General features: G+C 71.7%; 27 protein-coding genes. 16 read left to right on the forward strand and 11 right to left on the reverse strand.

Going from position 1 to position 26929, the window contains the following annotated elements:
- Positions 1 to 3 precede the first annotated feature (3 nt).
- Together AB0J40_RS35865 and AB0J40_RS35870 are read right to left on the reverse strand one after the other, a co-directional pair.
- Positions 4 to 1875, reverse strand: coding sequence for an N-acetylmuramoyl-L-alanine amidase (locus AB0J40_RS35865; protein WP_364462311.1), 1872 nt, complete (start codon positions 1873 to 1875; stop codon positions 4 to 6).
- A 79-nt stretch (positions 1876 to 1954) separates the two neighbouring features.
- Positions 1955 to 2431, reverse strand: coding sequence for a hypothetical protein (locus AB0J40_RS35870; RefSeq protein ID WP_364462314.1), 477 nt, complete (start codon positions 2429 to 2431; stop codon positions 1955 to 1957).
- Positions 2432 to 3011: 580 nt separating this feature from the next.
- Here AB0J40_RS35870 and groES point away from each other — a divergent pair.
- Together groES and groL are read left to right on the forward strand one after the other, a co-directional pair.
- Positions 3012 to 3305, forward strand: coding sequence for a co-chaperone GroES (gene groES, locus AB0J40_RS35875; RefSeq protein WP_004559922.1), 294 nt, complete (start codon positions 3012 to 3014; stop codon positions 3303 to 3305).
- A gap of 89 nt (positions 3306 to 3394) precedes the next feature.
- Entirely contained in the window at positions 3395 to 5008 is a 1614-nt protein-coding gene (gene groL / locus AB0J40_RS35880; RefSeq protein WP_364462316.1) for a chaperonin GroEL, read from the forward strand.
- Positions 5009 to 5116: 108 nt separating this feature from the next.
- On the opposite strand, the gene AB0J40_RS35885 is transcribed toward groL, so the two are convergent.
- Positions 5117 to 5419 (reverse strand): WhiB family transcriptional regulator, encoded by a 303-nt coding sequence (locus AB0J40_RS35885; RefSeq protein WP_043792619.1) that lies wholly within the window; start codon positions 5417 to 5419, stop codon positions 5117 to 5119.
- A gap of 209 nt (positions 5420 to 5628) precedes the next feature.
- Between AB0J40_RS35885 and AB0J40_RS35890 the strand changes: the two genes are divergently transcribed.
- The 5 genes from AB0J40_RS35890 to AB0J40_RS35910 all read left to right on the forward strand — a co-directional run bounded on the left by AB0J40_RS35890 (position 5629) and on the right by AB0J40_RS35910 (position 10570).
- Positions 5629 to 6573: a MerR family transcriptional regulator gene (locus AB0J40_RS35890; RefSeq protein WP_364462319.1), complete on the forward strand. Its 945-nt coding sequence runs from the start codon at positions 5629 to 5631 to the stop codon at positions 6571 to 6573.
- Positions 6574 to 7088: 515 nt separating this feature from the next.
- Entirely contained in the window at positions 7089 to 7943 is an 855-nt protein-coding gene (locus AB0J40_RS35895; RefSeq protein ID WP_364462322.1) for a hypothetical protein, read from the forward strand.
- Between the two features lie 131 nt (positions 7944 to 8074).
- On the forward strand, positions 8075 to 8671 hold the full coding sequence (locus AB0J40_RS35900) for a response regulator transcription factor (protein WP_003073605.1): 597 nt from the start codon (positions 8075 to 8077) through the stop codon (positions 8669 to 8671).
- Between the two features lie 387 nt (positions 8672 to 9058).
- Positions 9059 to 9631, forward strand: coding sequence for a sigma-70 family RNA polymerase sigma factor (locus AB0J40_RS35905; RefSeq protein ID WP_026468912.1), 573 nt, complete (start codon positions 9059 to 9061; stop codon positions 9629 to 9631).
- Positions 9632 to 10570 carry an anti-sigma-D factor RsdA gene (locus AB0J40_RS35910; protein WP_364462325.1) on the forward strand — a complete coding sequence of 313 codons (939 nt, stop codon included), beginning with the start codon at positions 9632 to 9634 and terminating at the stop codon, positions 10568 to 10570.
- A gap of 54 nt (positions 10571 to 10624) precedes the next feature.
- On the opposite strand, the gene AB0J40_RS35915 is transcribed toward AB0J40_RS35910, so the two are convergent.
- Positions 10625 to 11020, reverse strand: coding sequence for a DUF5319 domain-containing protein (locus AB0J40_RS35915; RefSeq protein WP_003073549.1), 396 nt, complete (start codon positions 11018 to 11020; stop codon positions 10625 to 10627).
- Positions 11021 to 11167: 147 nt separating this feature from the next.
- Here AB0J40_RS35915 and guaB point away from each other — a divergent pair, with 147 nt between their 5' ends.
- The 4 genes from guaB to AB0J40_RS35935 all read left to right on the forward strand — a co-directional run bounded on the left by guaB (position 11168) and on the right by AB0J40_RS35935 (position 15035).
- Positions 11168 to 12679: an IMP dehydrogenase gene (gene guaB, locus AB0J40_RS35920; RefSeq protein WP_364462328.1), complete on the forward strand. Its 1512-nt coding sequence runs from the start codon at positions 11168 to 11170 to the stop codon at positions 12677 to 12679.
- Positions 12680 to 12809: 130 nt separating this feature from the next.
- Complete coding sequence (locus AB0J40_RS35925; RefSeq protein WP_364462331.1) at positions 12810 to 13337, forward strand: hypothetical protein; 528 nt, start codon at positions 12810 to 12812, stop codon at positions 13335 to 13337.
- Between the two features lie 2 nt (positions 13338 to 13339).
- Complete coding sequence (locus AB0J40_RS35930) at positions 13340 to 13825, forward strand: hypothetical protein (RefSeq protein ID WP_364462334.1); 486 nt, start codon at positions 13340 to 13342, stop codon at positions 13823 to 13825.
- Positions 13826 to 13901: 76 nt separating this feature from the next.
- Positions 13902 to 15035, forward strand: a complete 1134-nt coding sequence (locus tag AB0J40_RS35935) for a GuaB3 family IMP dehydrogenase-related protein (protein WP_364462336.1) — start codon at positions 13902 to 13904, stop codon at positions 15033 to 15035.
- Here the strand turns inward: AB0J40_RS35935 and AB0J40_RS35940 are convergent.
- Entirely contained in the window at positions 15019 to 15213 is a 195-nt protein-coding gene (locus AB0J40_RS35940; protein WP_364462339.1) for a DUF397 domain-containing protein, read from the reverse strand. The genes AB0J40_RS35935 and AB0J40_RS35940 overlap by 17 nt on opposite strands.
- 163 nt (positions 15214 to 15376) lie before the next feature.
- Between AB0J40_RS35940 and AB0J40_RS35945 the strand changes: the two genes are divergently transcribed.
- From AB0J40_RS35945 to AB0J40_RS35955, 3 genes are all read left to right on the forward strand, one after another.
- Positions 15377 to 17086 carry a GMC family oxidoreductase gene (locus tag AB0J40_RS35945; protein WP_364462342.1) on the forward strand — a complete coding sequence of 570 codons (1710 nt, stop codon included), beginning with the start codon at positions 15377 to 15379 and terminating at the stop codon, positions 17084 to 17086.
- Between the two features lie 10 nt (positions 17087 to 17096).
- On the forward strand, positions 17097 to 17810 hold the full coding sequence (locus tag AB0J40_RS35950; RefSeq protein WP_364462345.1) for a maleylpyruvate isomerase family mycothiol-dependent enzyme: 714 nt from the start codon (positions 17097 to 17099) through the stop codon (positions 17808 to 17810).
- A gap of 92 nt (positions 17811 to 17902) precedes the next feature.
- Positions 17903 to 19384 carry an FAD-dependent oxidoreductase gene (locus tag AB0J40_RS35955; protein ID WP_364462348.1) on the forward strand — a complete coding sequence of 494 codons (1482 nt, stop codon included), beginning with the start codon at positions 17903 to 17905 and terminating at the stop codon, positions 19382 to 19384.
- Here AB0J40_RS35955 and AB0J40_RS35960 read toward each other — a convergent pair.
- Both AB0J40_RS35960 and AB0J40_RS35965 read right to left on the reverse strand, forming a co-directional pair.
- Positions 19381 to 20826, reverse strand: coding sequence for an aldehyde dehydrogenase family protein (locus AB0J40_RS35960; RefSeq protein WP_364462351.1), 1446 nt, complete (start codon positions 20824 to 20826; stop codon positions 19381 to 19383). The genes AB0J40_RS35955 and AB0J40_RS35960 overlap by 4 nt on opposite strands.
- Before the next feature lie 56 nt (positions 20827 to 20882).
- Positions 20883 to 21917: a zinc-dependent alcohol dehydrogenase family protein gene (locus AB0J40_RS35965; RefSeq protein ID WP_364462354.1), complete on the reverse strand. Its 1035-nt coding sequence runs from the start codon at positions 21915 to 21917 to the stop codon at positions 20883 to 20885.
- A gap of 74 nt (positions 21918 to 21991) precedes the next feature.
- Between AB0J40_RS35965 and AB0J40_RS35970 the strand changes: the two genes are divergently transcribed.
- Positions 21992 to 22591: a rhomboid family intramembrane serine protease gene (locus tag AB0J40_RS35970; protein WP_364462357.1), complete on the forward strand. Its 600-nt coding sequence runs from the start codon at positions 21992 to 21994 to the stop codon at positions 22589 to 22591.
- Here the strand turns inward: AB0J40_RS35970 and AB0J40_RS35975 are convergent.
- Together AB0J40_RS35975 and AB0J40_RS35980 are read right to left on the reverse strand one after the other, a co-directional pair.
- Positions 22579 to 22995 carry a hypothetical protein gene (locus AB0J40_RS35975; RefSeq protein ID WP_364462359.1) on the reverse strand — a complete coding sequence of 139 codons (417 nt, stop codon included), beginning with the start codon at positions 22993 to 22995 and terminating at the stop codon, positions 22579 to 22581. The two genes, AB0J40_RS35970 and AB0J40_RS35975, sit on opposite strands and share 13 nt — an antisense overlap.
- Positions 22996 to 23065: 70 nt before the next feature.
- Positions 23066 to 23611, reverse strand: a complete 546-nt coding sequence (locus AB0J40_RS35980) for a DinB family protein (protein ID WP_364462362.1) — start codon at positions 23609 to 23611, stop codon at positions 23066 to 23068.
- A gap of 109 nt (positions 23612 to 23720) precedes the next feature.
- On the opposite strand from AB0J40_RS35980, the gene guaA reads away from it, so the two are divergent.
- Positions 23721 to 25277: a glutamine-hydrolyzing GMP synthase gene (guaA, locus tag AB0J40_RS35985; RefSeq protein ID WP_364462365.1), complete on the forward strand. Its 1557-nt coding sequence runs from the start codon at positions 23721 to 23723 to the stop codon at positions 25275 to 25277.
- Positions 25278 to 25339: 62 nt separating this feature from the next.
- Here the strand turns inward: guaA and AB0J40_RS35990 are convergent, their stop codons facing one another.
- Positions 25340 to 25576 carry a hypothetical protein gene (locus AB0J40_RS35990; protein ID WP_364462367.1) on the reverse strand — a complete coding sequence of 79 codons (237 nt, stop codon included), beginning with the start codon at positions 25574 to 25576 and terminating at the stop codon, positions 25340 to 25342.
- Positions 25569 to 26849, reverse strand: coding sequence for a PspC domain-containing protein (locus tag AB0J40_RS35995; protein ID WP_364462370.1), 1281 nt, complete (start codon positions 26847 to 26849; stop codon positions 25569 to 25571). Before AB0J40_RS35995 ends, AB0J40_RS35990 begins: the two co-directional genes overlap by 8 nt.
- Positions 26850 to 26929 lie beyond the last annotated feature (80 nt).

Raw genomic sequence — 26929 nt, forward strand, 5'->3', positions numbered from 1 at the left:
CGGCTAGAACGCCGGGAGGATCCGGACGTCGTCCGCCTTGACGAACGCGATCCGGTGCCCGAACTGGATCTGGACGTACTTGAGCTTGCCCTTGACCACGACGTGGTCGGCCGGGTCGAACGTCACCGCGTAGTAGTACTCCGACCCGACCGTGCCCGCCGACGAGTACTTCTGGCCGGCCGACAGCGTGTACGGCAGCGGCGTGATGGCCTGCACCGGCACGTTCGCCGGGTAGGCCTCCGGTTCGGGGTAGGCACGCCCGTACACCGGCACGGTCGCGAGACCCGGCTTCGGCGTCACGACCCAGCCGATCGCGGGCTTCGCGACCTTGGCGCCGTGCGGGTTGTGGAACCAGCCCTGCTGCCCGAGGTACCAGATCGCCGTCCAGTCACCGCTGACGCCGGCGACGGCGTACTGCTGCCCGGTCGCGACGCGGCTGCCGACGTCCGAAACGTCCATTGTGGACGGCGTGCCGTCGGTGTGCAGGCCGACGTCCTTAAGCAGCGGCGACGACTCACTGGGTTCCGAGTGCAGCACCACGGCTTCCGAGCCGCGCGGCGCGCACGGCGTCCCGGGGCTGTCGCAGCCGGTGAACGCGGGCTGGTTCTTCGCGAAGTCCGGGTCGATGGTGACCAGCGACGAGCCTGGCAGGCCGAACCCGCCGAGCGGCGCGCCCAGCAGGTCGAAGTAGTGCGACCAGTCCCAGTAGGGGCCCGGGTCCCAGTGCATGCCCTTGATCGTCGACGGAACCGTGCCCGGCACGTTGTCGTGGCCGATGATGTGCGCGCGGTCGAGCGGGATGCCGTACTTGCGCGCGAGGTAGCCGACGAGCTTCGCGCTCGATCGGTACATGGCCTCGGTGTACCAGGTGCCCTTCGCGGCGAAGCCCTCGTGCTCGATGCCGATGGACTTGGCGTTGACGTACCAGTTGCCCGCGTGCCAGGCGACGTCCTTGGTCGGCACGTGCTGCGCGATCAGGCCGTCGTTGGAGCGGATCGTGTAGTGCCAGCTGACGTACGTCGGGTCCTGGGCGAGCTTGAGGACGCTGTCCCAGTAGCCCTCGGTGTCGTGGATGACGATGTGGTCGATCTTCTGGCTGTTCGGCCGGTCGGCGAGGTCGTGGTTGCCGTAGTCGTCGTTCGGCAGCTCCTGGTAGGGCGCCGGGACGGACTCGCAGGCGACGGTCCGCGGGCATTCGACGTCCGACGGGTTCCCGGCGTGCTGCGGGGTGGTCAGCCCGGGCGTCGCGGCCAGGGTGACCTGCTGGCCGTCGTCGGTGGTCCGGGAGACGCCGCTCTTGATGGTCTCGTAGACCTCGTCGGCGAAGGTCCGGGCGGCCTCCCCGGTGGACCCGCTGTACTTCGCGACGGCGTCGTACCAGTCGCTCTGGCCCGCGTGGTACTTCGCGAGCAGGGCGGCGCCGCCGCGGATGTTCTGGGTGGGGTCGGTGCGGAGGGTCTCCGCTTTTTGGCCGGTGAGCTGCGCGGCTTCGTCGACGGTCTGGAGCCCTTGCGGCGGCGTGGCGGGCCCGGCCTGCGGGTGCAGGGCGGGGCGGGCGTCGTCGCCGCGCGGGTCTTCGGTGCCTTCGTCGTGGTGGGTGGTCGCGACGCCGGCTTCGCGGACGTCGGTGAGGTGCATCGGGCCGTAGCCGGCGGAGGTGCTGGGCGTGCCGGCGTTGAAGTCCCAGCGGGACTCCAGGTAGGAGACGCCGAGGAGGACGTTCTCCGGGACGCCGAACTCCTTCGCGGCGGCGGTGAAGTCGTGTTGGCGTTGGCTGGTGGTGTCGGCTTGGGCCGGAGTGGCGAGGGCTGTCGTGAGGGTGACCGCGGCGATGAGTGCGGCTGATCTTGGGAGGGAACGGGAGGACATGGGCATAAACCCCCAGGGTTCAGGTGCCAGACGGTGAGAACCTAACCAGAAACTCACGCCGGGGGTAAGAGTCCTGGCCGACTGCCTATTCGGCTGCCGCCCGCAACGACGCCGGAAAGTTCGCCAGCCCGGCCCAGTTGTCGACGGCGGACGCGAGGATCTTCTTCAAGTGGTCTTTTGTCTCACTGAGGGCGAGTGCCACGAAGCAGGGGCAGCGGGCCAGGTCCTGGCCGTCGGCCAGACAGATCACGATGCCGGTCAGCTGGACTCCGCGAGCCACTGCGGTGAACTTCGCGTCCACGGGCAACGGGAGGTTTTCGGCCAGTTCCCGTGCGACGGTGACGGCCAGCCGTCCTCTTCCGAAGCGTTTCACGAGCCACGCCGCCAACCAGCCGACCGCGCTGTGCAGCTTCTTCTTCGTCGCGAGGGTCTCCGCAGCGAGATCGGCCAGTGCCTTGCACAGCCCTGACCGGCGAGCGGTGAAGAGCTTCTTCCAGGTGCGCTCGGTGATGTACTCCGTGGCACGGTCGGCAACCGTTGCCTGCCAGCCGTCGGTCGCCACCTCCCGTGCGACCTTGACGGCCTTCTCGATCCGTTCTTGCCTCTTGCGCTCCGCCGCCTTCGAAGACGCCTGGCGAGGGCGAGGTCGTCCCGTCCCGCTGCTTCGATGCGCCGATGTGCTCGTCTTCGCCGTCCGACGGCTCGCCGTCGGCTTGGCAGTTCGCTTCCGCGGAGGCTTGGGGTGCCGGGGGCCTTCGGCCGGCATCCCGCGATGCTTGGAGCACCGGTCGCCCTCTCGGCGGACCGGGTTCTTGCAGAGCGTGTTCTGCTGGGTTCGAGCGCGGCATCTGGGCACCCATCGAGGCTCCCGCCCATGTCGGAAGACCGGCGTCTGCCAAACGAGCTACTTCTGGTATTTACCCGAACACTCGTGGTAATCGGGTTGTAGAGGCTTGCCGCACGGCGAGCCGGCGAAGCGTCGGGGATCCACCCTTCGAGCGGACCCTGGTTGCACGGCTGGCACTCACGTGGCTAGAGTGCTAATCGCACGGCCCGAACAGCCCCGGCACCCGCGACGGCGGGGGTGGTAGAGCCGTAACCACATCCTGCCAACGCTTTCGACGACCGTGGAGGTCAACCCGGTGAGCGTGAACATCAAGCCGCTCGAGGACAAGATCGTTGTCCAGACGAGCGAGGCCGAGGAGACGACCGCTTCCGGCCTCGTCATCCCCGACACCGCCAAGGAGAAGCCCCAGGAGGGCAAGGTTCTGGCCGTGGGCCCGGGCCGGATCGACGACAAGGGCAACCGTGTCCCGCTGGACGTGAACGTCGGCGACGTCGTCATCTACTCCAAGTACGGCGGCACCGAGGTCAAGTACAACGGTGAGGACTACCTCATCCTGTCCGCCCGCGACGTGCTGGCCGTCATCAACTGACGTCCGCTCGCAGCGCATGACGCCCCGGGCCCCGCAACACCGGGGAGCGGGGCGTTCTTGCGTTCAGAGAAAGGTAAGCGGAACACGCTATGCCCAAGCAGATCAGTTTCGACGAGGACGCTCGTCGCGCGCTGGAGCGCGGGGTGAACAAGCTCGCCGACGCCGTCAAGGTCACCCTCGGCCCGCGTGGTCGCCACGTCGTGCTCGACAAGAAGTTCGGCGGCCCGACCATCACCCTCGACGGCGTGACCGTCGCCCGTGAGGTCGAGCTCGACGACCCGTTCGAGAACCTCGGCGCGCAGCTCGCCAAGAGCGTCGCCACCAAGACCAACGACGTCGCCGGCGACGGCACCACCACCGCGACCGTGCTCGCGCAGTCGCTGGTGAAGGTCGGCCTGCGCAACGTGGCCGCCGGCGCCAACCCGACCTCGATCGGCCGCGGCATCGAGGCCGCCGCGGAGAAGGTCATCGAGGTCCTCAAGGCCAAGGCCATCCCGGTCAAGGGCCGCGAGAACATCGCCCAGGTCGGCACCGTGACCTCCCGCGACGCCAACATCGGCGCCCTGCTCGGCGAAGCCGTCGAGAAGGTCGGCGAAGACGGCGTCATCACCATCGAGGAGTCGTCGACCCTGGCGACCGAGCTGGTGATCACCGAGGGCGTGCAGTTCGACAAGGGCTTCCTCTCGGCGCACTTCGCGACCAACCCGGAGGAGCAGAAGGCGATCCTCGAGGACGCCTACGTCCTGCTGCACCGCGAGAAGATCTCGGCGCTGGCCGACCTGCTCCCGGTGCTGGAGAAGGTCGTCGAGGCCAAGAAGCCGCTGCTCATCATCGCCGAGGACGTCGACGGCGAGGCGCTGTCCACCCTCGTGGTGAACTCGCTGCGCAAGACGATCACCGCCGTCGCGGTCAAGGCGCCGTTCTTCGGCGACCGCCGCAAGGCGTTCCTGGACGACCTCGCGGTCGTCACCGGCGGCGAGGTCATCTCCGCGGAGATCGGCCGCAAGCTCTCCGACGTCGACCTCGGCGCGCTGGGCAAGGCCCGCCGGATCGTCGTCACCAAGGACGACACCACGATCGTCGACGGCGCCGGCTCCAAGGACGCCATCGCCGGGCGGGTCGCGCAGATCCGCAAGGAGATCGAGACCACCGACTCCGACTGGGACCGCGAGAAGCTGCAGGAGCGGCTCGCCAAGCTCGGCGGCGGCGTGGCGGTCATCAAGGTCGGCGCGGCCACCGAGACCGAGCTGAACGAGCGCAAGCACCGCATCGAGGACGCCGTGGCTTCGACCAAGGCGGCCGTCGAGGAGGGCATCCTGCCCGGCGGTGGTTCGGCGCTGGTCCACGCGGTCAAGGAGCTCGAGGGCGGCCTGGGCCTGGAGGGTGACGAGGCCACCGGCGTGCGCATCGTCAAGGACGCGCTGACGGCGCCGCTGTTCTGGATCGCGACCAACGCGGGCCACGAGGGCGCGGTCATCGTCAACAAGGTGCAGGAGCAGGGCTGGGGCCAGGGCTTCAACGCCGCCACCGGCGAGCTGACCGACCTGCTGGCCGCCGGCATCGTCGACCCGGTCAAGGTGACCCGGTCCGCGGTGGCGAACGCCGCCTCGATCGCGCGGCTCGTGCTGACGACGGAGTCGTCGGTCGTCGAGAAGCCGGCCGAGGAAGAGCCCGCCGCGGCGGGCCACGGCCACTCGCACTGACGCACCACCGGAAACGGGGCGGCACTCGTGCCGCCCCGTTTTTCGTGCCTTGAACAGCACGGAGGGCGGCACCCCACCCGGTGCCGCCCTCCGATGTCGGTGGGGCGCTCAGCCGCCGGACATGCTGAGCGCGCGTTTGTCGGACTTGATGAGGTGCTCGCGTTCCGATTCCGAGAGCCCGCCCCAGATGCCGTAGGGCTCGTGCACCGCCAGCGCGTGGCTGCGGCACATCTCCAGGACGGGGCAGCTCAGGCAGACCGCCTTCGCCCTGGCCTCCCGCCGTGCCCGCGCCGGGCCGCGCTCGCCGTCCGGGTGAAAGAAGGACGCGCTGTCCATCCCCCGGCACGACCCTTCGAGCTGCCAGTCCCACATGTCGGCGTTGGGTCCTGGGAGCCTGCGCGTGTCTGCCATCCTGACCGCCTCCGTCAATCGGTCGATGCCGCTAGCTGCTCTGCTGTGGTGCCGATACTCCATTCGGTGCAACGGCGGTAACGTTAGAAGCGCGCCAATAGTTGTTCAAGCGATCCGGCCCGATTCAGCCGTTAGGCATCCCCCGGATGTGTGAGCAGGGATTTCGCCTCCGGTTGCCGACCCCGCGGTCTGCCTGGATATTGAGGCTCGTGGGAGCTGGGTCGGGCACCGAAGAACCCACCCTGCCGGTGGCCTCGGTCGCCCGCCGGCTCGGGGTCGCGCCGTCCACCCTCCGAACCTGGGACCGCCGCTACGGGCTCGGCCCGAGCAGGCACACCGACGGCCGCCACCGCCGCTACGGCACCTCCGACATCGGCCGGCTCGAACTGATGCAGCGCGCGTTGCTGAGCGGCGCGTCGACGGCCGAGGCGGCGCGCTACGCGCTGGAGCAGATGCCGCGCTCGGGGCCGCCGCAGCCGGCGGAGCCATCGGAGCCCACCGACTCCTCGGCGGCCGACGACGGCCTGGAAGTCCGCTCCCGGCTGGCCCGTCGGCTGAGCACGGCCGCGCTGGCCATGGACGTCGGCGCGGTCCAGCGCATGCTCGCGGACACGATCGACGAGCTGGGCGTCCTCCCGGCGTGGACGGGCGTGATCGAGCCGGTCCTGTCGGCACTGGGGGCGCGCTGGCGCGGCGCGAGCGCGGGCGCGGAGGTCGAGTACCTGCTGGCGGAGTGCGTGTTCGCCGCGCTGGTCCGCGCGACGCCGGTGCTCGACGAGCCGCGCAACACGCGCCCGGTGCTGCTGGGCTGCGTCCCGGAGGAGCGGGACAGCATGCCGATGTACGCGCTGGCGGCATCGCTGGCCGGCCGGCGCATCGGGGCGCAGCTGTTCGGGGTCCCGCTGCCGGCGGAGGTGCTGGCGGTGGCGGTCCGCCGAAGCGCGCCGGCGGCGGTGGTGCTGTGGGCGCACCGGCGGGGGGTGGCGGACACGCGGCTGTTCGCGCGGGTGTCGCGGGGGCGGCAGCGGAGCCGGTTGTTCGCGTGCGGGCCGGGCTGGGACCCGGCGGGGTTGCCGGACAAGGTGGAGTTGCTGACGGACCTGCCGGGCGCGGCGGACCGCATCGAGCACGTCCTGGTCGGCGCACGGCAGTAACTGGGGACGGCGGTTGTCCACAGCCCGGGGCCCGATGTGGACAACTGCGGCACCCGGAGCCGTTGTCCGCCGGTTTTGTCCGGCCTCGCCGATAGACTGGACCGGGGTCAGCCCCCAGGGATGGGTGGGGCGTGGTCGTCCGGGGCGGTGTGCGGGGCCGTCGGCGGTGACCACGACATCGGCGAGGTCGAGGTGTCGCCCCGGAGGCTGCAGCGAGCTGATTTGCCGGTCCCGGCGGATGGTCTGCCAGCCGCTGTGTTCGTGCTGGCCAGCGGCCGACCGCGGAGTCGAGGTCGTCGCCTTCGAAGCCGGAGAGCTTCCGCCGCTGCGGTCGGCGCCAAACCGATCCCAGCGAATGCCGCGCTCCCTGATCGAGGCTGGTGAAGCCAGCCGGGTCAGCGCGCGACTTTGCCGGAGTCCTGAGGGACGGGTGGGGCGTGGTCGTCCGGGGCGGCAGGCGCGACCCCGGCCACGTCGATCATGTTTCTGTCGGTGGGACCCGCTAGAAAGAACGCGTGCACGAACCCGCCCTGAGGGCCGCCGCGTTCGGGAGTGATCCGCTGCCCGATCCCGCCGTCACGCGCGGGCCCGGCACCCCGCGGGAACGGCTGCTCTCGGCCATCGTGCTGGGCGCCCAGGGCCGGTACGCCGCCGCGGCCGCCCTCCTCGACCCTCTCCGGCGCGCCACCGACCCCGTCCTGGCCTCCCTCGCCGCCAGCACCCTCGCTGCCCACCGGCGGCAGCTGGGCGGCCACCGCCAGGCCCGCGCCCTCGACGGCGAGGCCTTCGCCAAGGCCGCCTCCCTGCGCACCGAGCCCGACCCCGACGGCCTCGACGCCGTCGGCGCGCGGGCCGATGCCCTGCTCGGCCTGGCCGCCGACAACCTCGCGCTGGGGCGCCAGCGGGCCGCGCGGAGGCTGGCCGCCCGGGCCGCGGGCCAGCACGCCGGGTGGCGGGCCTGCGTCCGCGGGGGCTGGGTCGGCGCGGAGATCGAACTCGCCGCAGGTCAGGGCGCCGCCGCCGTGCCGCACGCCGAACGGGCTTTCGAAACCGCCGTCGCGCGGGGTGCGCGGCGGCACGCCGTGAAATCCGGGATTGTGCTGGCCGTCGCACTGGGGGCCGCCGGTCGTCCCGATCACCGGAAGATTTCGGACGGTCTTGTCGGAAACGCAATGGCGACCGCCGAGGAATGCGAACTGCTTTCACTTTTGTGGCCGGCCGCGCTCGTCATGGCCGATCTGCGCCCAGGACACGCCGAGGAGTATCGATTCAGAGTGGCAGAGGTGTTGCACGCAGTGTTACGAAGCGCAGATCCTTGCGGGAGGAGGATCGCGGGGGAATCGCCATGGGTGCCCGCCCCGGGTGGTTGAGCCGTCGGAATGGGCTGTTCCGGCATCCGGGCTAAGAAACTTCAAAAAAAGCCACCGGATCGTGTCAAGGTTCGGGCTAAAGCGTCCGATAGGGGAAGTGGAATGTCACCCGGCTGCAGGAAGGAAACCCCGTGACGACGGTCTTGATCTGCGACGACCGACGCAGTGTCCGTGAAGGGCTCACCCGAGTGATGTCCGCGGTCCCTGGGGTCAGTCGCATCGACTGCGTAGCGCACGGTGACGAGCTGCTGGCCCGGTACTCCCGTCAGCCCGTCGACGTCGTGCTGGTCGGGACGCAACGCGCGGTCCCGACGGGTGTCGAAGCCACCCGGCGGCTCGTCTCGGCCAACCCCCAGGCGAACGTCATCGTCTTCGGCGCCCCGGACGACGCGGGCAGCATCGCCGCCGCGATCGCCGGCGGTGCCCGCGGCTACCTCCGCTGGGACGCGTCCCGGCCGGAGCTGGTCGCCGCGCTGGCCCACACCCTGGCGAGCACCTCGGTGCCCGCGCCCCGTCAGCCGTCCGACCCGGGCGTCCAGCTGACCGAGCGCGAGCTTCAGGTGCTCCGCGGGATGAGCCAGGGCAAGAGCAACGGCCAGATCGGCCGCGAGCTCTACCTGTCCGAGGACACGGTGAAGACCCACGCCCGGCGGCTGTTCCGCAAGCTCGGCGTGCGCGACCGCGCGCAGGCCGTGGCCCACGGCTTCCGCCGCGGCCTGGTCAGCTGACCCGTCGCTCTCCCCGTTCCTGACACGGCCGGTTTACAGGTGACGACGGGCCAGGGCGCACCGCCCTGGCCCGTACCTCTGTGGTCCCCATCACACTCCGGCGCCCCTTCGGGCAGCCCCCGGGGCGGATCCCCGCTCCGGTCACCGTCCCTCCGACGGATCTCGTACCCGTGACGCCGCTCGCTCGTTGAATCGGCGAAGATGACCGCGGGTCAGCACGATAATCCGTATTTCCGCGCCTCACGGGGCCGCGGCACGCCCGGGAGCACCGCGCGCGCCGCCCCGCCGGGGGCCGCAGGTACGGTAGCGGTCTCCGGTGCGCGGTGGAGGCGACCACGGGCCGGGTTCTTTGCACACCTACACGTAACACTGGGACTGTTGTCTGCGATGGCCAATGTGGGGGATGGACTGGATGAGCCGGTCGCCGCTGCTGTCGAGGGAGATCCCCAGGCAGTGGAGCGGCTGCTGGCTGCTATCCGTCCACTGGTAGTGCGGTATTGCCGCGCCCGGGTTGGCAGGCAGGAGCGATCGTTCGCTTCGGCGGACGACGTTGCGCAGGAGGTGTGTCTCGCGGTGCTAACGGCATTGCCCTCGTACCGCGATCAAGGCCGCCCTTTCCTGGCGTTCGTCTACGGGATCGCCCAGCACAAGGTGGCCGACGCGCACCGCGCGGCGGCGCGCAACCGAGCCGAGCCGGTGGCCGAGATCCCCGACGAGGTCGAAGGCGGGGTCGGCCCCGAGCAGCGGGCGCTGCAAGGTGAGCTGAACGAGCGGATGTCCCAGTTGTTGCAGGTGCTGCCGGACAAGCAGCGGGAGATCGTGGTGCTGCGCGTGGTCGTCGGCCTGTCGGCGGAGGAGACCGCGGACGCGGTCGGCTCCACGCCCGGCGCCGTCCGCGTCGCCCAGCACCGCGCCCTCGCGCGGCTGAGAAAGGTCCTGGCCGCGGAGGAGGTGATCTGAGTGACCGGTCACGAGAAGGGTTACGAGCCCGACGACGTGTTCGGTAGTGGCTTGTCCTCGTCGGAGGCGGAGTTCGCCGCCGATCTGTCGGCCGTCCAAGCGGACGACGCGCTGCTCGACGCCCTCGGCGGGTCCGACCCGGCGCTGGCCGACGGTCTCGGCGACCAGGAGCTCAACGCGTTGCTGGTGGCGTGGCGAAGAGACATCGACAGCGAGCCACTGGCCGAGCTGGTCGACGTCGACACGGCAGTGCGGACCGTCACCACCGCGAACCTCGCGAAGCAGCACGCCTCGAGCGGACGCCGCCGCAGGCTGCTCGTCCCGGTCGCCGTCGCCGCCGCCGTGCTGGCGATCGCGTTCACCGGCACCGGGCTGGCCGCGCGCTCCGCGCAACCGGGCGACACCCTCTGGGGCCTCGCGAAGGTCCTGTACTCCGATCACACGCGCTCGGTCGAGGCCGCCGCGAACGCGAAGCTCGACCTCGAGAAGGCGAACCTGGCCATCGCCGGCGGCAACCTCGACGCCGCGCGCCAGGCCCTCGACGCGGCGCAGGCCGCGCTGTCGCAGGTCAGCGACGAGGACAACCGCGACCAGCTAATGGAGCAGCACCGGCAGCTCGCCGCCCAGCTCCAGAACCCGGACGCACCGGTGCAGGGCCCGACCCAGACCACCCCGACGCAGGTGCCGCCGGGTGCCACGTCGGTGCAGGTCCCGCCGGCCGGCTCGGCGACGTCCATCCCGGGCAGCGGCAGCGGCACCACCAGCCTGCCGGGCACCGCGACGCCGACCCCGACGCCCCCGCCGCCGACCACCACCCCGCAGCCGCCGACCACCGAGGTCCCGCCGACCACGACGGCCGCGAGCGGCAACGACCCGGGCACGAACACCGGGCGCAGCGAGTCCTCCGTCGGCGGTCAGAGCGTCGGCGAAGGCCAGTAGGAACGCAGCGAAAGGCCCTGGTGAGGAAACTCACCAGGGCCTTTTTTCAGTGGTTCAGTAGGCGCTTTCGTTGGCCGTCACGCCGTCGGCGAAGCCCCGGCAGTAGTCCCAGCTCACGTAGTCGCCGGGGTTCGGGTCGTAGGCCGGCTCGTGCGGGCGCATCCGCCCGTCGGCCAGCAGCTGCTCCAGGCTGGCCCGCAGCAGGTGCCAGTCGTGGTAGTGCGGTTCGTCGCACTCACCGCAGTCGACGACGATCCCGCGGACCCCGCGGGGCTCGAGGAGCGCCTGGTAGACGGCCAGATCGGAGAGGTCGGCCAGCAGCTCGGTGCGTTCGGAGTCACTGATCGGCTCGTCCAGCCGGTCCTCGGGGTCTCCGAAAGCGCGGGCCGGGTCGTCCGGGTCGTCCGCGAACGGGTCTGGAGGCAGGACATCGTGCGCCACGGCCTGCACGCTACCGGGCGCTCCCGGCGGCTCGCCCACCACCCGGGGCGGGGGTGCGCGCCGGATATCATGAGGAGAAGGCTCCGAGTCGCCAGTTGATCTTGATCGAACACAGCGACCCCGCTCATCCCGCGCCAGGAAGGCCCTTCACCCGCTATGACCAGCGACGGCATCACCGCCCCCGTTCCGGCCAAGTTCGCCATGCTCGGCCTGACCTTCGACGACGTGCTGCTGCTGCCGGCGGAATCGGACGTGGTTCCCAGCGCGGTCGACACGAGCACCCGGCTGACCCGGAACATCACGCTCGGCATCCCGCTCGTGTCCGCCGCGATGGACACCGTCACCGAGGCGCGGATGGCGATCGCCATGGCCCGCCAGGGCGGCATCGGCGTTCTCCAGCGCAACCTGCCGATCGACGAGCAGGCCGCCGCGGTCGAGGTGGTCAAGCGGTCCGAGGCGGGCATGGTCACCGATCCGGTCACCTGCTCGCCCGACGCCACGCTGGCCGAGGTCGACGCGCTGTGCGCCAAGTTCCGCATCTCCGGTGTCCCGGTCACCGACGCGTCCGGCGCGCTGGTGGGCATCATCACCAACCGCGACATGCGGTTCGAGGTCGACCACAGCCGCCCGGTGTCCGAGGTCATGACGAAGGCGCCGCTGGTCACCGCGCAGGTGGGCGTCTCGGCGGACGCCGCGCTGGGCCTGCTGCGCCGGCACAAGATCGAGAAGCTGCCGATCGTCGACGGCGCGGGCAAGCTGCGCGGGCTGATCACGGTCAAGGACTTCGTGAAGACCGAGCAGTACCCGAAGGCGACGAAGGACCCGGACGGCCGGCTCATCGTCGGTGCCGCGGTCGGCGTCGGCCCGGACGGCCACAAGCGCGCGATGGCGCTGGCCGACGCCGGCGTGGACGTCCTGATGGTCGACACCGCGCACGGGCACTCCCGCGCGGTCGTCGACACGGTCTCGCTGCTGAAGAAGGAGCTCGGCGAGTCGGTCGACATCGTCGGCGGCAACGTCGCCACCCGCGCGGGCGCGCAGGCGCTGGTCGACGCGGGCGCCGACGGCGTCAAGGTCGGCGTCGGCCCGGGCTCGATCTGCACCACCCGGATCGTCGCGGGCGTCGGCGTCCCTCAGATCTCCGCGATCTACGAGGCCGACCAGGCGTGCCGCCCGGCCGGCGTCCCGGTGATCGGCGACGGCGGCATCCAGTACTCCGGCGACATCGCGAAGGCGATCGCGTCCGGCGCGTCGACGGTGATGCTGGGCAGCCTGCTGGCCGGCACCGCCGAGTCGCCCGGCGACCTGATCCTGGTCAACGGCAAGCAGTTCAAGGTCTACCGCGGCATGGGCTCGCTCGGCGCGATGCAGTCGCGGGGCCAGGCGAAGTCGTACTCGAAGGACCGCTACGCCCAGGACGACGTGCTGAGCGAGGACAAGCTGGTCCCCGAGGGCATCGAGGGCCGGATCCCGTTCCGGGGGCCGCTGGCCAACGTCGTGCACCAGCTCGTCGGCGGCCTGCGCTCGGGCATGGGCTACGCGGGCGCGAACACGATCGCGGAGCTGCAGGAGGCCCAGCTGGTCCGGATCACCGCGGCCGGCCTCAAGGAGAGCCACCCGCACGACATCACGATGACCGTCGAGGCACCGAACTACACCACTCGCTGACCCATCGCGGCGGAACCCGCACCCCGGACCCGTCCGAAGTGCGGGTTTCCCGCTGAGTCACCGTGACCTAGCGTGCTTACGGTAATCGGTCTATCGCCTTGCGTGCCCGTTGTGGTGTGCACTGAAGGGCATGACGGTCGGCCGCTTCACGCAGGTGCTGCGCAAGGTCTTCTTCACGGCCGTCGCGCTCGTGTCGCTGTTCCTCGGCGGCGTCGTCTGCCTGATGTGCCAGGTACTGGCCGGCCGCGACGCGCCCACCTACCGCGCCGAGGGGCACGTCGTGTCCCACGAGCGGGGTGCGCTCCCGGTCGGCGGCGACGAGGACGCCGTCAGCCACACCATCGCGGTCGACGCGGGGAACCGGCTCTACCGGATCACGGCCGTCGGCCCCGGCCTCGACCTGCCCGCCGGGCAGCCGGTGGCGCTCGACGTCTCGACCGCGGACGGCGGCATCGCCTACCTCCTCGCCGGCGGCGCGGTGATCGACCTGCGGCCGGGCGTGGTGCGGCCGGTACTGCTGATCTGCGCGGCCCTGCTCGCGCTGGGCGCCGTGTACTTCGGCGCGGTCCGGCTGAACGTGTACCCACCGGTGGCGACCTGGCTGGCCCTCGCCCTGGGCGCCCTGCTGGCGCCGGTCGCCGTGTTCGTGCGGGTGTAGCCGTGGCCGCGAGACTCGTCGTTTCGGCGGTGAGCGCGGCCGTCGGCGGGGCCGCGCTGGCGTTCGGGACGTTCGGGGTCCTCGACGCGGGTGGACCGGCGGAGCGGGAAGAAGCCACCGTCGAGACCCGTGGCCAGCACGAGTCGAGCTCGACCGGCCACCAGTACGACCTCGCCCTCCGCACGGCGTCCGGCGAGCGCTTCGAAGTCAGCTCCGCCGACGCGGGCCTCGACCTGGAGCCGGGGTCGCCGGTCCGGCTGGAGATCTCCGAGGTCGGGCGATCGGTGCAGGCCGTGGAGGCCGCCGGCCACCGGGTGGAGACCGGGAATTCGCCCGTCGGCCTCGGCGTCGCCGCGGCGCTGGTCGCGGTCGTGCCGCTGCTCTTCGCGCTGATCTGCGCCGCGACGGCGGACCGGCCCGCGCGGGCCGCGCTGAGCGCGGCGGCCGGGTTCCTGGTGGGCGCCCTGCCCGTGGTCCTGCTGGTCTGACCCCCGTGCGTAAGTCACCCACGCGGACTAGCGACAATGGGGCACGGCAGATTGTCGTCGTCGGAGGAGGCTTCACGTGCGGGACCTGGTCGAGATCGGGATGGGCCGCACCGCGCGGCGGGCGTATGACCTCGACGACGTCGAGATCGTGCCGTCGCGGCGGACCCGGTCGTCGTCGGTGGTGTCCACCTCGTGGCAGATCGACGCCTACCGCTTCGACCTGCCGCTCGTCACGCACCCGACGGACGCGATCGTCTCGCCCGGCACCGCGGTCGCCGTCGGCGAGCTGGGTGGCCTGGGCGTGCTCAACGCCGAGGGCCTCTGGGCGCGGCACGCGAACGTCGAGGACGCCATCTTCCAGCTGGTCCGCGCGGCCGAGGACCTCGAGGACCCGACCGCGGTCGGCCGCGTGCTGCAGGAGCTGCACGCCGCGCCGATCCGGCTCGACCTGCTGTCCGAGGCCATCAAGACCGTCCGCGAGTCCGGCGTCACCGTCGCCGCGCGCGTCAGCCCGCAGCACGCCGCCGAGCTGACCCCGGACCTGATCGCGGCCGGCGTCGAGATCCTCGTCGTGCAGGGCACGATCATCTCCGCCGAGCACGTCCAGCGCGACGCCGAGCCGCTGAACCTCAAGGAGTTCATCGGCCGCCTCGACGTCCCCGTCATCGCCGGCGGTGTCAGCGACTACCGCACGGCGATGCACCTCATGCGCACCGGCGCGGCCGGGGTCATCGTCGGCCACGGCTACACGCCGGGCGTGACGAGCACCGACCGCGTGCTCGGCATCGGCGTCCCGATGGCCACGGCCATCATCGACGCCGCGGCCGCCCGCCGCGACTACCTCGACGAGACGGGCGGCCGGTACGTCCACGTCCTCGCCGACGGTGGCATGACCACCTCGGGCGACATCGCCAAGGCCATCGCGTGCGGCGCGGACGCCGTCATGCTCGGCTCCCCGCTGGCCGCCGCGTCGGACGCGCCCGGGCAGGGCCTGTACTGGACGGCGGCGGCCGCGCACCCGTCGCTGCCGCGCTCGCGCGTGGCGGCCGGGCCGGACTACGCCGTCGACCTCAAGACCCTGCTGTTCGGGCCGTCGTCCGACGCGGAAGGCGTCGTGAACCTCTTCGGGGCGCTTCGCCGGGCGATGGCGAAGACGGGCTACTCGGACCTCAAGGAGTTCCAGCGGGTGGGCCTCACCGTCCGGCGGTGAGGTGGTCGAGGAACGCGGCGAACGCGGTCGCGGAGTAGACGAGGATCGGGCGGGGCACCGGCTGCTTGGTGTCCCGCACCCCGACGACGCCGGGACCGGCGCCGATCTCGACGCAGGCGTTCTCCTCGAAGTGGCTGTGGCTCGACTTGCGCCAACCGGTGAGCTGCTGGGGGATCATCGTGGTCCCTCCCGGAAATCGTGTCCCGCCGACGGGTCTCGCCGACGTGAACATCGAGCACTTCGATAATTACCCACGATCATCTCCGGCGATGCGCCAAAACGGGTGACTGGTCGGTAACTTACCTCTGGTCAGAACCTGGACCCCGGGTTACGCTCAAGGTGTGACTGCCAGTAACACCACCACCAGTGCGGGTGGCCCCGACTACGACGTCGTCGTGGTGGGGTCGGGGTTCGGCGGCAGCGTCGCGGCGCTGCGGCTCACCGAGAAGGGCTACCGGGTAGCCGTCGTCGAGGCCGGGCGGAGGTTCGCCGACGACGAGTTCGCGAAGACGTCGTGGGACCTCAAGCGCTACCTGTGGGCACCGCAGGTCGGCTGCTACGGGATCCAGCGCATCCACATGCTCAACGACGTCATGGTGCTGGCGGGCGCGGGTGTCGGCGGCGGTTCGCTCGTCTACGCGAACACGCTGTACCGGCCGCTGAAGCCGTTCTACCGCGACCGGCAGTGGTCGCACATCACCGACTGGGAAGCCGAGCTCGCGCCGCACTACGACCAGGCGAGCCGGATGCTGGGCGTCGTCACGAACCCGACGATCACGCCGTCGGACGTCGTGATGCGCGACGTCGCGAAGGACATGGGCGTCGCCGATTCGTTCCACCCGACCCCGGTCGGCGTGTACTTCGGCAAGCCGGGGGAGAAGGCGCAGGACCCGTACTTCGGCGGGGCCGGGCCCGAGCGCGTCGGCTGCACCGAGTGCGGCTCCTGCATGACCGGCTGCCGCGTCGGGGCGAAGAACACACTGGTCAAGAACTACCTGTACCTGGCCGAGCAGGACGGCGCGAAGGTCATCCCGCTGACGACCGTGACGTCGGTGAAGCCGATCGACGGCGGCTACGAGGTCTCCCTCAAGAAGACCGGGACGACGTCGAAGCGGTTCCGGACCACGATCACGGCCGAGAAGGTCGTCTTCGCCGCGGGCACCTGGGGCACGCAGAACCTGCTGCACAAGATGAAGGACACCGGCACGCTGCCCAAGCTGTCGCGCCGGCTGGGCGAGCTGACCCGGACGAACTCCGAGGCGATCATCGGCGCGGCCCGGACCGAGGTCGACGAGAGCCGCAACTTCAGCCGCGGGGTCGCGATCACGTCGTCGATCCACCCGGACGAGAACACCCACATCGAGCCGGTGCGCTACGGCAAGGGCAGCAACGCGATGAGCCTGCTGCAGACGATCGCGACCGACGGCGCCTCGCCGGTCCCGCGGTGGCGGCAGGCGGTCACGTTCATGCTCAAGCACCCGGTCCAGGCGGCGAAGCTGCTCAACGGCTACCGCTGGAGCGAGCGCACGGTGATCCTGCTGGTGATGCAGAGCCTGGACAACTCGATCACGACGTACACGCGGCCCGGGCTGTTCGGCCGCCGCAAGTACACGTCGAAGCAGGGCCACGGCGAGCCGAACCCGAGCTTCATCCCGGCGGGTCACGAGGCCAACGAGCGCACGGCCGAGCGCATCGGCGGCATCGCGGGCGGCACGTGGGGCGAGATCTTCGACATCCCGCTGACGGCCCACTTCATCGGCGGCGTCCCGATCGGCGCGACGGCGGAGGAGGGCGTGATCGACCCGTACCACCGGGTGTTCGGCTACCCGGGCCTGTCGGTGGTGGACGGCGCGGCGATCACGGCCAACCTGGGCGTGAACCCGTCGCTGACGATCACGGCCCAGGCCGAGCGGGCGTTCTCGTTCTGGCCGAACAAGGGCGAGCCGGACCAGCGCCCGGCACAGGAGGCGTCGTACGTCCGGCTGGAGCCGGTGGCGCCGAAGAACCCGGCGGTCCCCGCGGACGCCCCGGCGGCGCTGCGGCGGTCCTAAGATCGGGGCCGTGACGACGGCATCGGAGAAGGCGCACGCGCTGCTCGACGGGGTACGGAAGCTCGACGACGAATGGGCTCGGGTCATCGGTGGCCTCGGAGAGCCCGAACTGCGCGCCCCCAGCGCGTTGCCCGGGTGGTCGCGCGCCCACGTCCTCGCGCACCTCGCCCGCAACGCCGATGGGCTGCAGAACCTGCTGACCTGGGCGAACACCGGGGTCGAGACCCCGATGTACGCCAGCCCCGAAGCCCGGGACGCCGACATCGAAGCCGGGGCCCAGCGGGGCGCGGCCGACATCCTCGCCGACTTCGTCGCCTCGGCCGGGCGGTTCGAGCAGTACGCCGCGGGGATGCCCGACGACGCCTGGGGCCGGGAAGCCCGCAACCGGCAGGGCCAGCCCGTGACCGGAGCCGTCGTGGTGCGGATGCGGCTGTCCGAGCTGACCATCCACCTCGCCGACCTCGACCGGGGCTACGACCTCGACCGCGTGCTCGGCCTGCTCGGGCCGCTCGCCGACGACGTCGTGCGGCACGCGATCAGCTCCCGGGCCGCGCACCTCCCGGCGTTGCGCCTGGTCGCCGAGGGAACCGGGGAGTGGACGATGGGGGCCGCGCCCGGCGCCACCGTCCGCGGCACCGGCGGGCAGCTGCTGGCCTGGCTCAGCGGCCGCTCCGGCGGCGAGGCCCTCGACGGAGACGTCCCGCGGATTCCCGCCTGGGGCTGAACTGACCGCGCCTGACCGCCGTGTACCGATCGGGGGCGCGGAGGCTCGTGTCCGGCCCTAAACTGGGCGTCCCCGGCAGCGAGGAGTCCGATGTGGACAGGGTGAACCGCAGGGCGTTCCTCCGGATCACGGGCGTCTCGGCTGCGGGTGCCGTCGCCGCCGCCTGCGGGCCGGGCGGTCCCACGGAGCCCGCCGCTTCGACGAGTGCTCAGCCGCCGGCGACGTCCGGGCCGCCCACGACACGGCTGCCCACCGGCCCGCCGAACTGGGACGACCTGCGCGGCAAGCTGACCGGCGCCCTCCTGCGCCCGGGCACCGACGGCTACGCCACCGCCAAGCGCGCGTTCAACCCGCTCTTCGACGGCAACAACCCGGTCGCCGTGGCGACGGCGGCCAACGCCAAGGACGTGCAGACCTGCGTCCAGGCCGCCGCCGGGCGGCTCACGCTCGCCGCGCGCAGCGGCGGCCACAGCTACGCCGGCTACTCCGTCCCCGAGAGCGGCCTGGTCATCGACGTCTCCGCGATGAACAAGGTGGAGGTCCAGGGCAGCCAGGCCGTCATCGGCGCGGGCGCGAAGCTGAAGGACGTCTACGCCGGCCTGGCGGCGGCCGGGCGCGCGCTGCCCGCCGGCTCCTGCCCGACGGTCGGGATCGCCGGGCTGACCCTCGGCGGCGGCATCGGCGTGCTGTCCCGCAAGTACGGCCTGACCTGCGACCACCTGAGCTCCGCGCAGGTCGTCACGGCCGACGGGAAGCTGCTGACGGCGTCCGCGAGCTCCGAGCCCGACCTGTTCTGGGCGCTGCGCGGTGGGGGCGGCGGCAACTTCGGCATCGTCACCGAGTTCACCTTCGACACCGATCCCGCGCCGAACCTGACGGTGTTCTCGCTGCACTTCCCGGCCGGTTCGGCGACCGGCGTGCTCGGCGCGTGGCAGCAGTGGATCGCCGCGATGCCGCCGGAGCTGTGGGCGAACATCGTCCTCTCCGGTGGCTCGCCGGTGCAGTGCCGCGTCGGCGGCTGCTACGTCGGCGCCCCCTCCGGGCTCAACACCCTGCTCAACAACCTCACCGCCAACGCCGGCGCGCGGCCGACCCAGCGCACGGTGAAGGCCCTCGACTACCTCGGCGCGATGAACTACTTCTCCGGCAGCTCGGCCCGGCAGTCGTTCGTCGCGTCGTCGCGGATCATCACCACCCCGGTCGACCCGGCGAAGGTCGTCGCGCTCGCCGACGGCCGCGCGGGCATGGACCTGCTCATCGACGGCCTCGGCGGCAAGGTGGCCGAGCCGGCGAAGGACGCGACGGCGTTCTGGCACCGCGACGCGCTGGCGAGCGTCCAGATCTACGCGCCCGCGACGGCGAAAAGCCGCGCGAAGGTCGAGCAGTCGGTCGCCGACGTCGTCGCGGGCCTGGCGGCGGCCGGTGCGGGCGGCGGGTACGTCAACTACATCGACCCCACCCTGCCCGACTGGAAAGCCGCCTACTACGGCGACAACGCGAAACGGCTCGGGGACGTCGCGAGGAAGTACGACCCCTACAACGTCTTCCGGTTCGGGCAGGGCCTGGTCGCCTAGAGGTCGATGCCGGTGAAGACCGTGACGCGTTCCTCCGTCAGGTCGTGCATCGCCGCGAGGACGCCTTCGCGGCCGACGCCGGAGCCCTTCACGCCGCCGTAGGGCATCTGGTCGGCGCGGTAGGACGGGACGTCGCCGATGATCACCCCGCCCACCTCCAGCTCGGCCGACGCGTGGAAGGCCAGCTGGACGTCGGTGGTGAAGACGCCGGCCTGCAGGCCGTACGCGGACTCGTTGACCGCGCGGAAGGCGTCGTCCACACCGTCCACAACGGACACCGCGAGCACCGGCCCGAAGATCTCCTCGGCCCACGCCTTGGTGTCCGGCGGGACGTCGGTGAGCAGCGTCGGGGCGACGGTCGCGCCCTCGCGCGTGCCGCCGGTGAGCACCTTCGCGCCCGCCGCGACGGCCTCGTCGATCCACGCCACGATCCGCTCGGCCGCGGCTTCGTCGACCACCGGGCCGACGTCGGTGTTGCGGTCGTACGGGTCGCCCGTCCGCTGCGCCTCGACGGCTTCCACGAGCGCGGGCACGAACTCGTCCGCGACGGCGGAGTCCACGATCACCCGTTGCACGGCGATGCAGGACTGGCCGGCCTGGTAGTTGCCGAAGGTGGCGATGCGGTGCGCGGCACCTTCGGGGTCGGGCCAGTCGCGCAGGACGACGGCCGCCGCGTTGCCGCCGAGCTCGAGCACGACGTGCTTGCGCGGTGCGGCGTCCTTCAGCGACCAGCCGACCGGTCCCGAGCCGGTGAACGAGACGACGGGCAGCCGGGGGTCGGCGACGAGCTTCCGCGTCTCCTCGTTCCCCAGCGGCAGCACGGAAAACGCGCCTTCCGGCAGGTCCGTCTCGGCCAGGATCTCACCGAGGATCAGCGCCGACAACGGCGTCCGCGGCGCGGGCTTGACGATGATCGGCGCGCCGATCGCCAGCGACGGCGCCACCTTGTGCGCCACCAGGTTGAGCGGGAAGTTGAACGGCGCGATGCCGAGCACCGGCCCGCGCGGGACACGGCGGGTGAGCGCCAGCCGCGCCTCGCCCGCCGGGTCGGTGTCGAGGCGCTGGACGTCGCCGCTGAACCGGCGGGCCTCCTCGGCGGCGATCCGGAACACCGACACCGCGCGCTTCACCTCGGCCTCGGCCCACTTCAGCGGCTTGCCGTTCTCGGCCGTGATGACCTCGGCGATCTCCTCGGCACGGGCGGCGAGCACGCGGGAGACGTGCTCGAGCGCACCGGCGCGGACGTGTGCCGGGGTGCCGCGGAACTCGCGAGCGACCGAAACGGCGGCGGTGACCGCGCGTTCGACCTGCTCCGGCCCCGGCACGGCGACCGTCGCGACCTCGCTGCCGTCGTACGGGTGGTGCACGACGAGGGTGGTGGCGCCCGGCTCCGGGCGGCCGGCGATCCAGGCGGGGCGCGGCTCGGGGGTGATCATGTCCATGCCCACCAACGTAATCCGGGTGGGAACCCTCGAAAGAACATCCCCACCCGGACGGGTCACGGCTTGATGAGCACCTTCAGCGCCTCGCGGTCCGCCATCGCGCGGTAGCCGTCCGGCACGCCCTCGACGTCGATCGTGCGGTCGAAGACGCGACCCGGCCGGACCCTGCCGTCGAGGACGTCCGGCAGCAGCTCCGGGATGTAGTGCCGCGCGGGGGCGACCCCGCCGGTGACGGTGACGTTGCGGCGGAACACGCCCACACCGATCGGGCCGTCTTCGTACTGCGGGAGGCCGACCCGGCTGACCGCGCCGCCCGCGCGCACGGCTCCGACGCCCATCTCGAAGGCGCCCAGCGTGCCGACGCACTCGAGGACGGCGTGCGTGCCCTGGCCGTTCGTCAGCTCGCGCACCTTCTCGACGCCCTCTTCGCCGCGCTCGGCGACGACGTCGGTCGCGCCGAACTCGCGCCCGAGGTCGGTGCGCACCTGGTGCCGTCCCATCAGGATGATCCGCGCGGCCCCCAGCCGCTTCGCCGCGAGGACGGCGGAAAGGCCGACTGCGCCGTCGCCGATGACGGTGACGTTCTGGCCTTCGGTGACCCGGGCCTTCACGGCCGCGTGGTGGCCGGTGGAGAAGACGTCCGAGAGCGTCAGCAGGGACGCGAGCAGGTCGGCGTCCTCGGTGTGCGGGACCTTGACGAGGGTGCCGTCGGCCTGCGGGACGCGCACGGCCTCGCCTTGGCCGCCGTCGACGCCCTTCGCGCCCCAGCCGCCGCCGTGCAGGCAGGACGTCTGGAGCCCTTCGCGGCAGAACTCGCAGGTGTTGTCCGACCAGACGAAGGGGGCGATGGCGAGGTCGCCCTTCTTCAGCGTGGTGACGTCGGCGCCGGTCTCCTCGACGATCCCGAGGAACTCGTGCCCGATCCGGCGCCCGTGCTCGCGCGGCGGCATGTCGGCGTACGGCCAGAGGTCGCTGCCGCAGATGCACGACCGCACGACCCGCAGGACGACGTCGGTCGGCTCCACCAGCTTCGGGTCCGGGACGGTCTCGACCCGCACGTCGCCGGCGCCGTAGATGACTGTCGCTCGCATGCTGGGGCCTTCCCGTGGAGGTTCGTGACAAACGTCGGGGGTGCGACGGCGGTGGCGCGCCTAGATTTTCGTCCATGACCACGCGCACCGCATCCCGCAACCCGTTCGCGGCCCTCGCCCCGGTGGCCCGCCGGCCGTACCTGACCGCGGCGGTCTTCGTGGTGACGCTGGCGTGCGGGATCGCGCAACTGGTGCACCCGCCGCTGTACGACGCGATGCACCGCGACGCGGCCCGCATCGACGCGGGCGAGTGGTACCGCCTGGTGACGGGCATGTTCTTCCAGGACGGCCGGGCCTTCGGGCTGACGTCGAACCTGGTCTGGCTGGCGGTCTTCGGCACGCTCGCCGAGCGGGTGTTCGGCCGCGCCCGCTGGCTCGTCCTGTACTTCGGCTGCGGCCTGTTCGGCCAGGTCATGAGCTACCTGTGGCTCAACCCGGTCGGGGCGGGCAACTCGATGTGCGTGGCGGGGTTGATCGGGGGGCTCGCCGCGGTGGTGATGGTGGCTTCGCGCCGTTATGCCGTGGCGCTGCCGGTGCAGTTCCGGGTCATCGCCTTCGCGGCGCCGGTGCTGGCCGTGGTCGACACGCTGTTCCACGACAACCACGGCCTGCCCCTGCTGCTGGGCCTGGCGCTGGGCTTCCTGCTCCTCCCGCGAGCCGGTCAGTCGGGGTAGTGGCCGCCGAGCCGGCACCAGTGCGCGACCAGGTGCGGCTGCGGCGGCGCCGCGAGGAGGGCCGCGAGATCCGCTTCGGCCTGGCGGGCCGCTTCCTCGGTGCGTTCCCAGCCTCCGTCGTCGACGCCGTCGCCCTGTTCCGCGGCGGCGATCCGGTCGCAGCGCAGCTCGTCGGCCTTGCCCAGGTCCTCGGTGTGCCGGGCGTCGAGGACGATCCCGCTGCCCGACCGCGCGCCGTAGCGGACGGCGATCCGCAGCAGGTCGTTGCTGAACTCGCGGGTTTCGGCGCGCACCCACGACAGCCGTTCCCAGTCGGGCGGTGGCTGGTCGTCGGCGCGCGTGACCACGTACCCGGGCACGTCGCACCAGGTCAGCGCGCCTTGCGGGCGGAGTCGGTAGAGCATGCGCGGGTCCCCCTCGAACGGCGTCCTCGACACCCGGTGAATCGGACCGGCGGTGACTCCGCGTTACAGATCACCGGTTGCGGTAGAGGTCGCGCAGCAGCAGGACTTCGGCGCAGTGGTGGATCATCTCGCGGTGGATGTGCAGCACCAGCGTCGCCATCGGGTACTCCGCGTACGGACCCTCGGCCGGGCCGCACGGCCGCGCCAGCGCCTCTTCGTCGAGGGACTTCACCCCTTCGACCCACCGCGCGTAGTACTCGTCGAGCAGCGACATCGCCTCGGCGGCCGTGCCCGGGTACGGGTAGTCGTCGTAGGTCATCGGCGGGCCGCCGAAGTGCGACGCCGCCCGCATCCCCAGCACCCCGACGAGGATGTGGCCGAGCCGCCACGCGATCGTCGTGACCGGCGGCGGAACCGGCTCGGGGAAGGCGAAGTCGATGGTGAACGGGCCCGTGCCGGGCTCGTCGTCCGACCGGCGCGGCCGCACGGTCCAGCAGTCCGGCACGGGCTGCCAGAGGTACTCGTCGTCGGTGAGGCCCTCGAGCTTCGGGCGCGTGTGGACGTTCCAGTGGAAGTCGAGCTGGTCGGTCAGTTCCTTGGTCCAGTTCACAGCCATACCGGGGACCGTAGGCCCGATCGCGGACAGGGACGGCCCTGAATCCCGGGTGACCGGGCCCACCTGGGACGATGGAGGGGAATCCCGCTTCTCGCCAGGAGGTCGCCAGGTGCCCAACCCCACCGGTCCGGTTCTCGTCGTGGACTTCGGGGCGCAGTACGCGCAGCTGATCGCCCGGCGCGTCCGCGAGGCGCAGATCTACTCCGAGGTCGTCCCGCACAGCGCGTCGACCGAAGAGATCCTCGCGAAGAACCCCGCGGCCATCATCCTTTCGGGCGGCCCGTCGAGCGTGTACGCCGAAGGCGCCCCCGGCATGGACCCGAAGCTCACCGAAGCGGGCGTGCCGATCTTCGGCATCTGCTACGGCCACCAGCTGCTGGCCAGCGCGCTCGGCGGCGTCGTCGAGCCGACCGGCGTGCGCGAGTTCGGCCGCACCGAGGTCCGCGTCACCGGCGACGGCGGCGTCCTGCACGCCGGCCTGCCCGCCCACCAGCCCGCGTGGATGAGCCACAACGACAGCGTCACCAAGGCCCCGGAGGGTTCGGTCGTCACTGCGTCCTCCGACGGCGCCGAGGTCGCCGGCTTCGAGGACGTCGAGCGGCGCTTCGCGGGCGTCCAGTACCACCCGGAGGTCGCGCACTCGCCGCACGGCCAGGAGGTGCTGCGCCGGTTCCTGCACGACATCGCGGGCATCAAGCCGCAGTGGACGACGTCGTCGATCGTCGAGGAGCAGGTCCAGCGGATCAGCGACCAGATCGGCGACGGCCGCGCGATCTGCGGCCTGTCCGGTGGCGTCGACTCCGCCGTCGCGGCCGCTCTGGTCCAGCGCGCCATCGGCGACCGGCTCACCTGCGTGTTCGTCGACCACGGCCTGCTGCGGGCGGGGGAGCGCACCCAGGTCGAGCGCGACTTCGTCGCCGCCACGGGCGTCAACCTGGTGACCGTGGACGCGCGCGAGCGCTTCCTCGACGCGCTCGCCGGCGTCACCGACCCGGAGCAGAAGCGCAAGATCATCGGCCGCGAGTTCATCCGCGTCTTCGAGCAGGCCGAGCGCGACCTGAAGGCCCAGGGCGACTACAAGTTCCTGGTCCAGGGCACGCTGTACCCGGACGTCGTCGAGTCCGGCGGCGGCGAGGGCACGGCCAACATCAAGAGCCACCACAACGTCGGCGGCCTGCCGGAGGACCTCGAGTTCGAGCTGGTCGAGCCGCTGCGGCTGCTGTTCAAGGACGAGGTCCGCCGGGTCGGCCTGGAGCTGGGCCTGCCCGAGACGATCGTGCAGCGCCAGCCGTTCCCCGGCCCCGGCCTGGGCATCCGGATCATCGGCGCGGTCGACCAGGAGCGTCTCGACACTCTGCGCGCGGCGGACCTGATCGCCCGCGAGGAGCTGACGGCGGCGGGGCTGGACCGCAGCATCTGGCAGTGCCCGGTGGTGCTGCTGGCGGACGTCCGCAGCGTCGGCGTCCAGGGTGACGGCCGGACGTACGGGCACCCGGTGGTGCTGCGGCCGGTGTCGTCGGAGGACGCGATGACCGCGGACTGGACGCGCCTGCCCTACGACGTCCTCGAGCGGATCTCCACGCGGATCACCAACGAGGTCGCGGAGGTCAACCGGGTGGTCCTGGACGTGACGTCCAAGCCGCCGGGCACCATCGAGTGGGAGTGAGTCCACTGTAGACAAGGCTCGAGGCCCCGGCGTGGGATCCGGGGCCTCGAGGGATTTCGGTGCTAGCGGCGGCGTTTGCCGAAAGACGCGCCGAGGAGCAGCAGCCCCACGAGCACCGCGCCGCCGGCGACCACCCACCGGAAGTCGAACTGCGGCAGCCAGCTCGCGCCGTCCGAGAGGACGTAGGCGGAGATCAGCAGCGTCGCGATCCCGACGATCAGGGTGAAGACGTCCACGCCGCGCTTCGCGGGCTGGGTCTCCGCCGGGTTGTCGTAGGCGTAGGGGTTCTGGTCAGCCACGGCGCACCTCCACGTTGCCCACGCTGTTCTTGACGTGCAGGGTGATCTGCTGGCCACCCGGGCCGTCGGTGCCGTAGTCGACGCCGGTCAGCGCGTCCTGGCTGATGCCGTCGGTCTCGTGGCCGAAGCACTCGGCGTTGCCGGCCCCGGTGCGGCAGTCGTAGGTGACGTCCGCGTTGTCCGGCACGACGACCGTGGTGTTGCCCGCACCGTTGACCACGCTGGTGGTGATCGGCGAGCCGGCGGGCAGCTCGGTCAGGTCGAGGTCGATGTCGCCCGCGGCGTGCTGGTAGAGCGGCTTCACGTCGGTCACCGCCTGCGGGGTCTCCCGGAGGTTGCCCGCACCGCCGCGGAAGTCGAAGTTCTCGAACGGCACGGTCGTCAGCACCATCCCGGCGATCGCCAGCGGCACGGCGAGCCCGATCAGGCCGCGCCCGCCACGGGCGAACGCGCCGGTGACCAGGCCGATCCCGACGACACCGAGCACCAGGCCGATGATGTGCTGCGCGGAGAACCAGCTCGCGCCGTTGAGGTTGGCGAGCACGCCACCGCCGGCGGTCAGCACGGCGAGCGCAAAGGTCGCCGAGCCCACCTTGGAGTTGCGGCGCCGTTCCGGCCGCTGGTAGGTCGGCGGCGCGGGAGGAGGCGGCGGCTGCGTGGACGGCGCGTCGGGCAGGTCCCAGCCGGCCGGATCGGCGGCGAGCGGGTCCCAGCCCGCCTTGGCCTCGGGGGCGGCCGTGGCCGTGTCGGTCATGGTGAAGGCTCCGTTCCCGGTGAAAGCTTGGGTCCGCGGGACGACCGGCGCGGGCCGGTTCTCCTGGCCGCGGTTGCGGTGCAGCAGGTAGAGCGCGATGGCGATGAGCGCGAAGCTGATGAGGGCCCCGCCGTCGAACCACGAGCCGCTGAAGGCGCCCCCGACGCTGATGACGGTGAGCACGCAGAGCACGACGGCGAAGGCGGGCGACACCGACGACCGGCCGCGCCCGATCAGGCTCTCGAAGCCGGAGACCTCGTCGCTCTCGCCCGGCAGGAACAGCCACCCCAGCAGGTAGAAGGGAACGCCGAAGCCCCCGAAGATCGTGGCCACCACCAGGGCGACCCGCACGACGACGGGGTCGATCCCGTACCGGTACCCGATGGCCGCGGCAACCCCGGCGACCTTCCGCCCGGCATGCGGCCGCCGGGGCCGGCTGACCCAGAAGTCCTTGACGGTCTCCTCGAAGCCGTTCAACGGACTCGGCTTCGGTGCCCGCGTCTCACTCGCACCACTCATACCGAAGAGCATGCGCGATCCGCGGCCGGCGAACATCCGGGATGGTCCCTGAGGTTTCCCGGAGGCGCGGGCCCCCGGGA

Source organism: Amycolatopsis sp. NPDC049691 (assembly GCF_040675005.1).
Taxonomy (GTDB): Bacteria; Actinomycetota; Actinomycetes; order Mycobacteriales; family Pseudonocardiaceae; genus Amycolatopsis.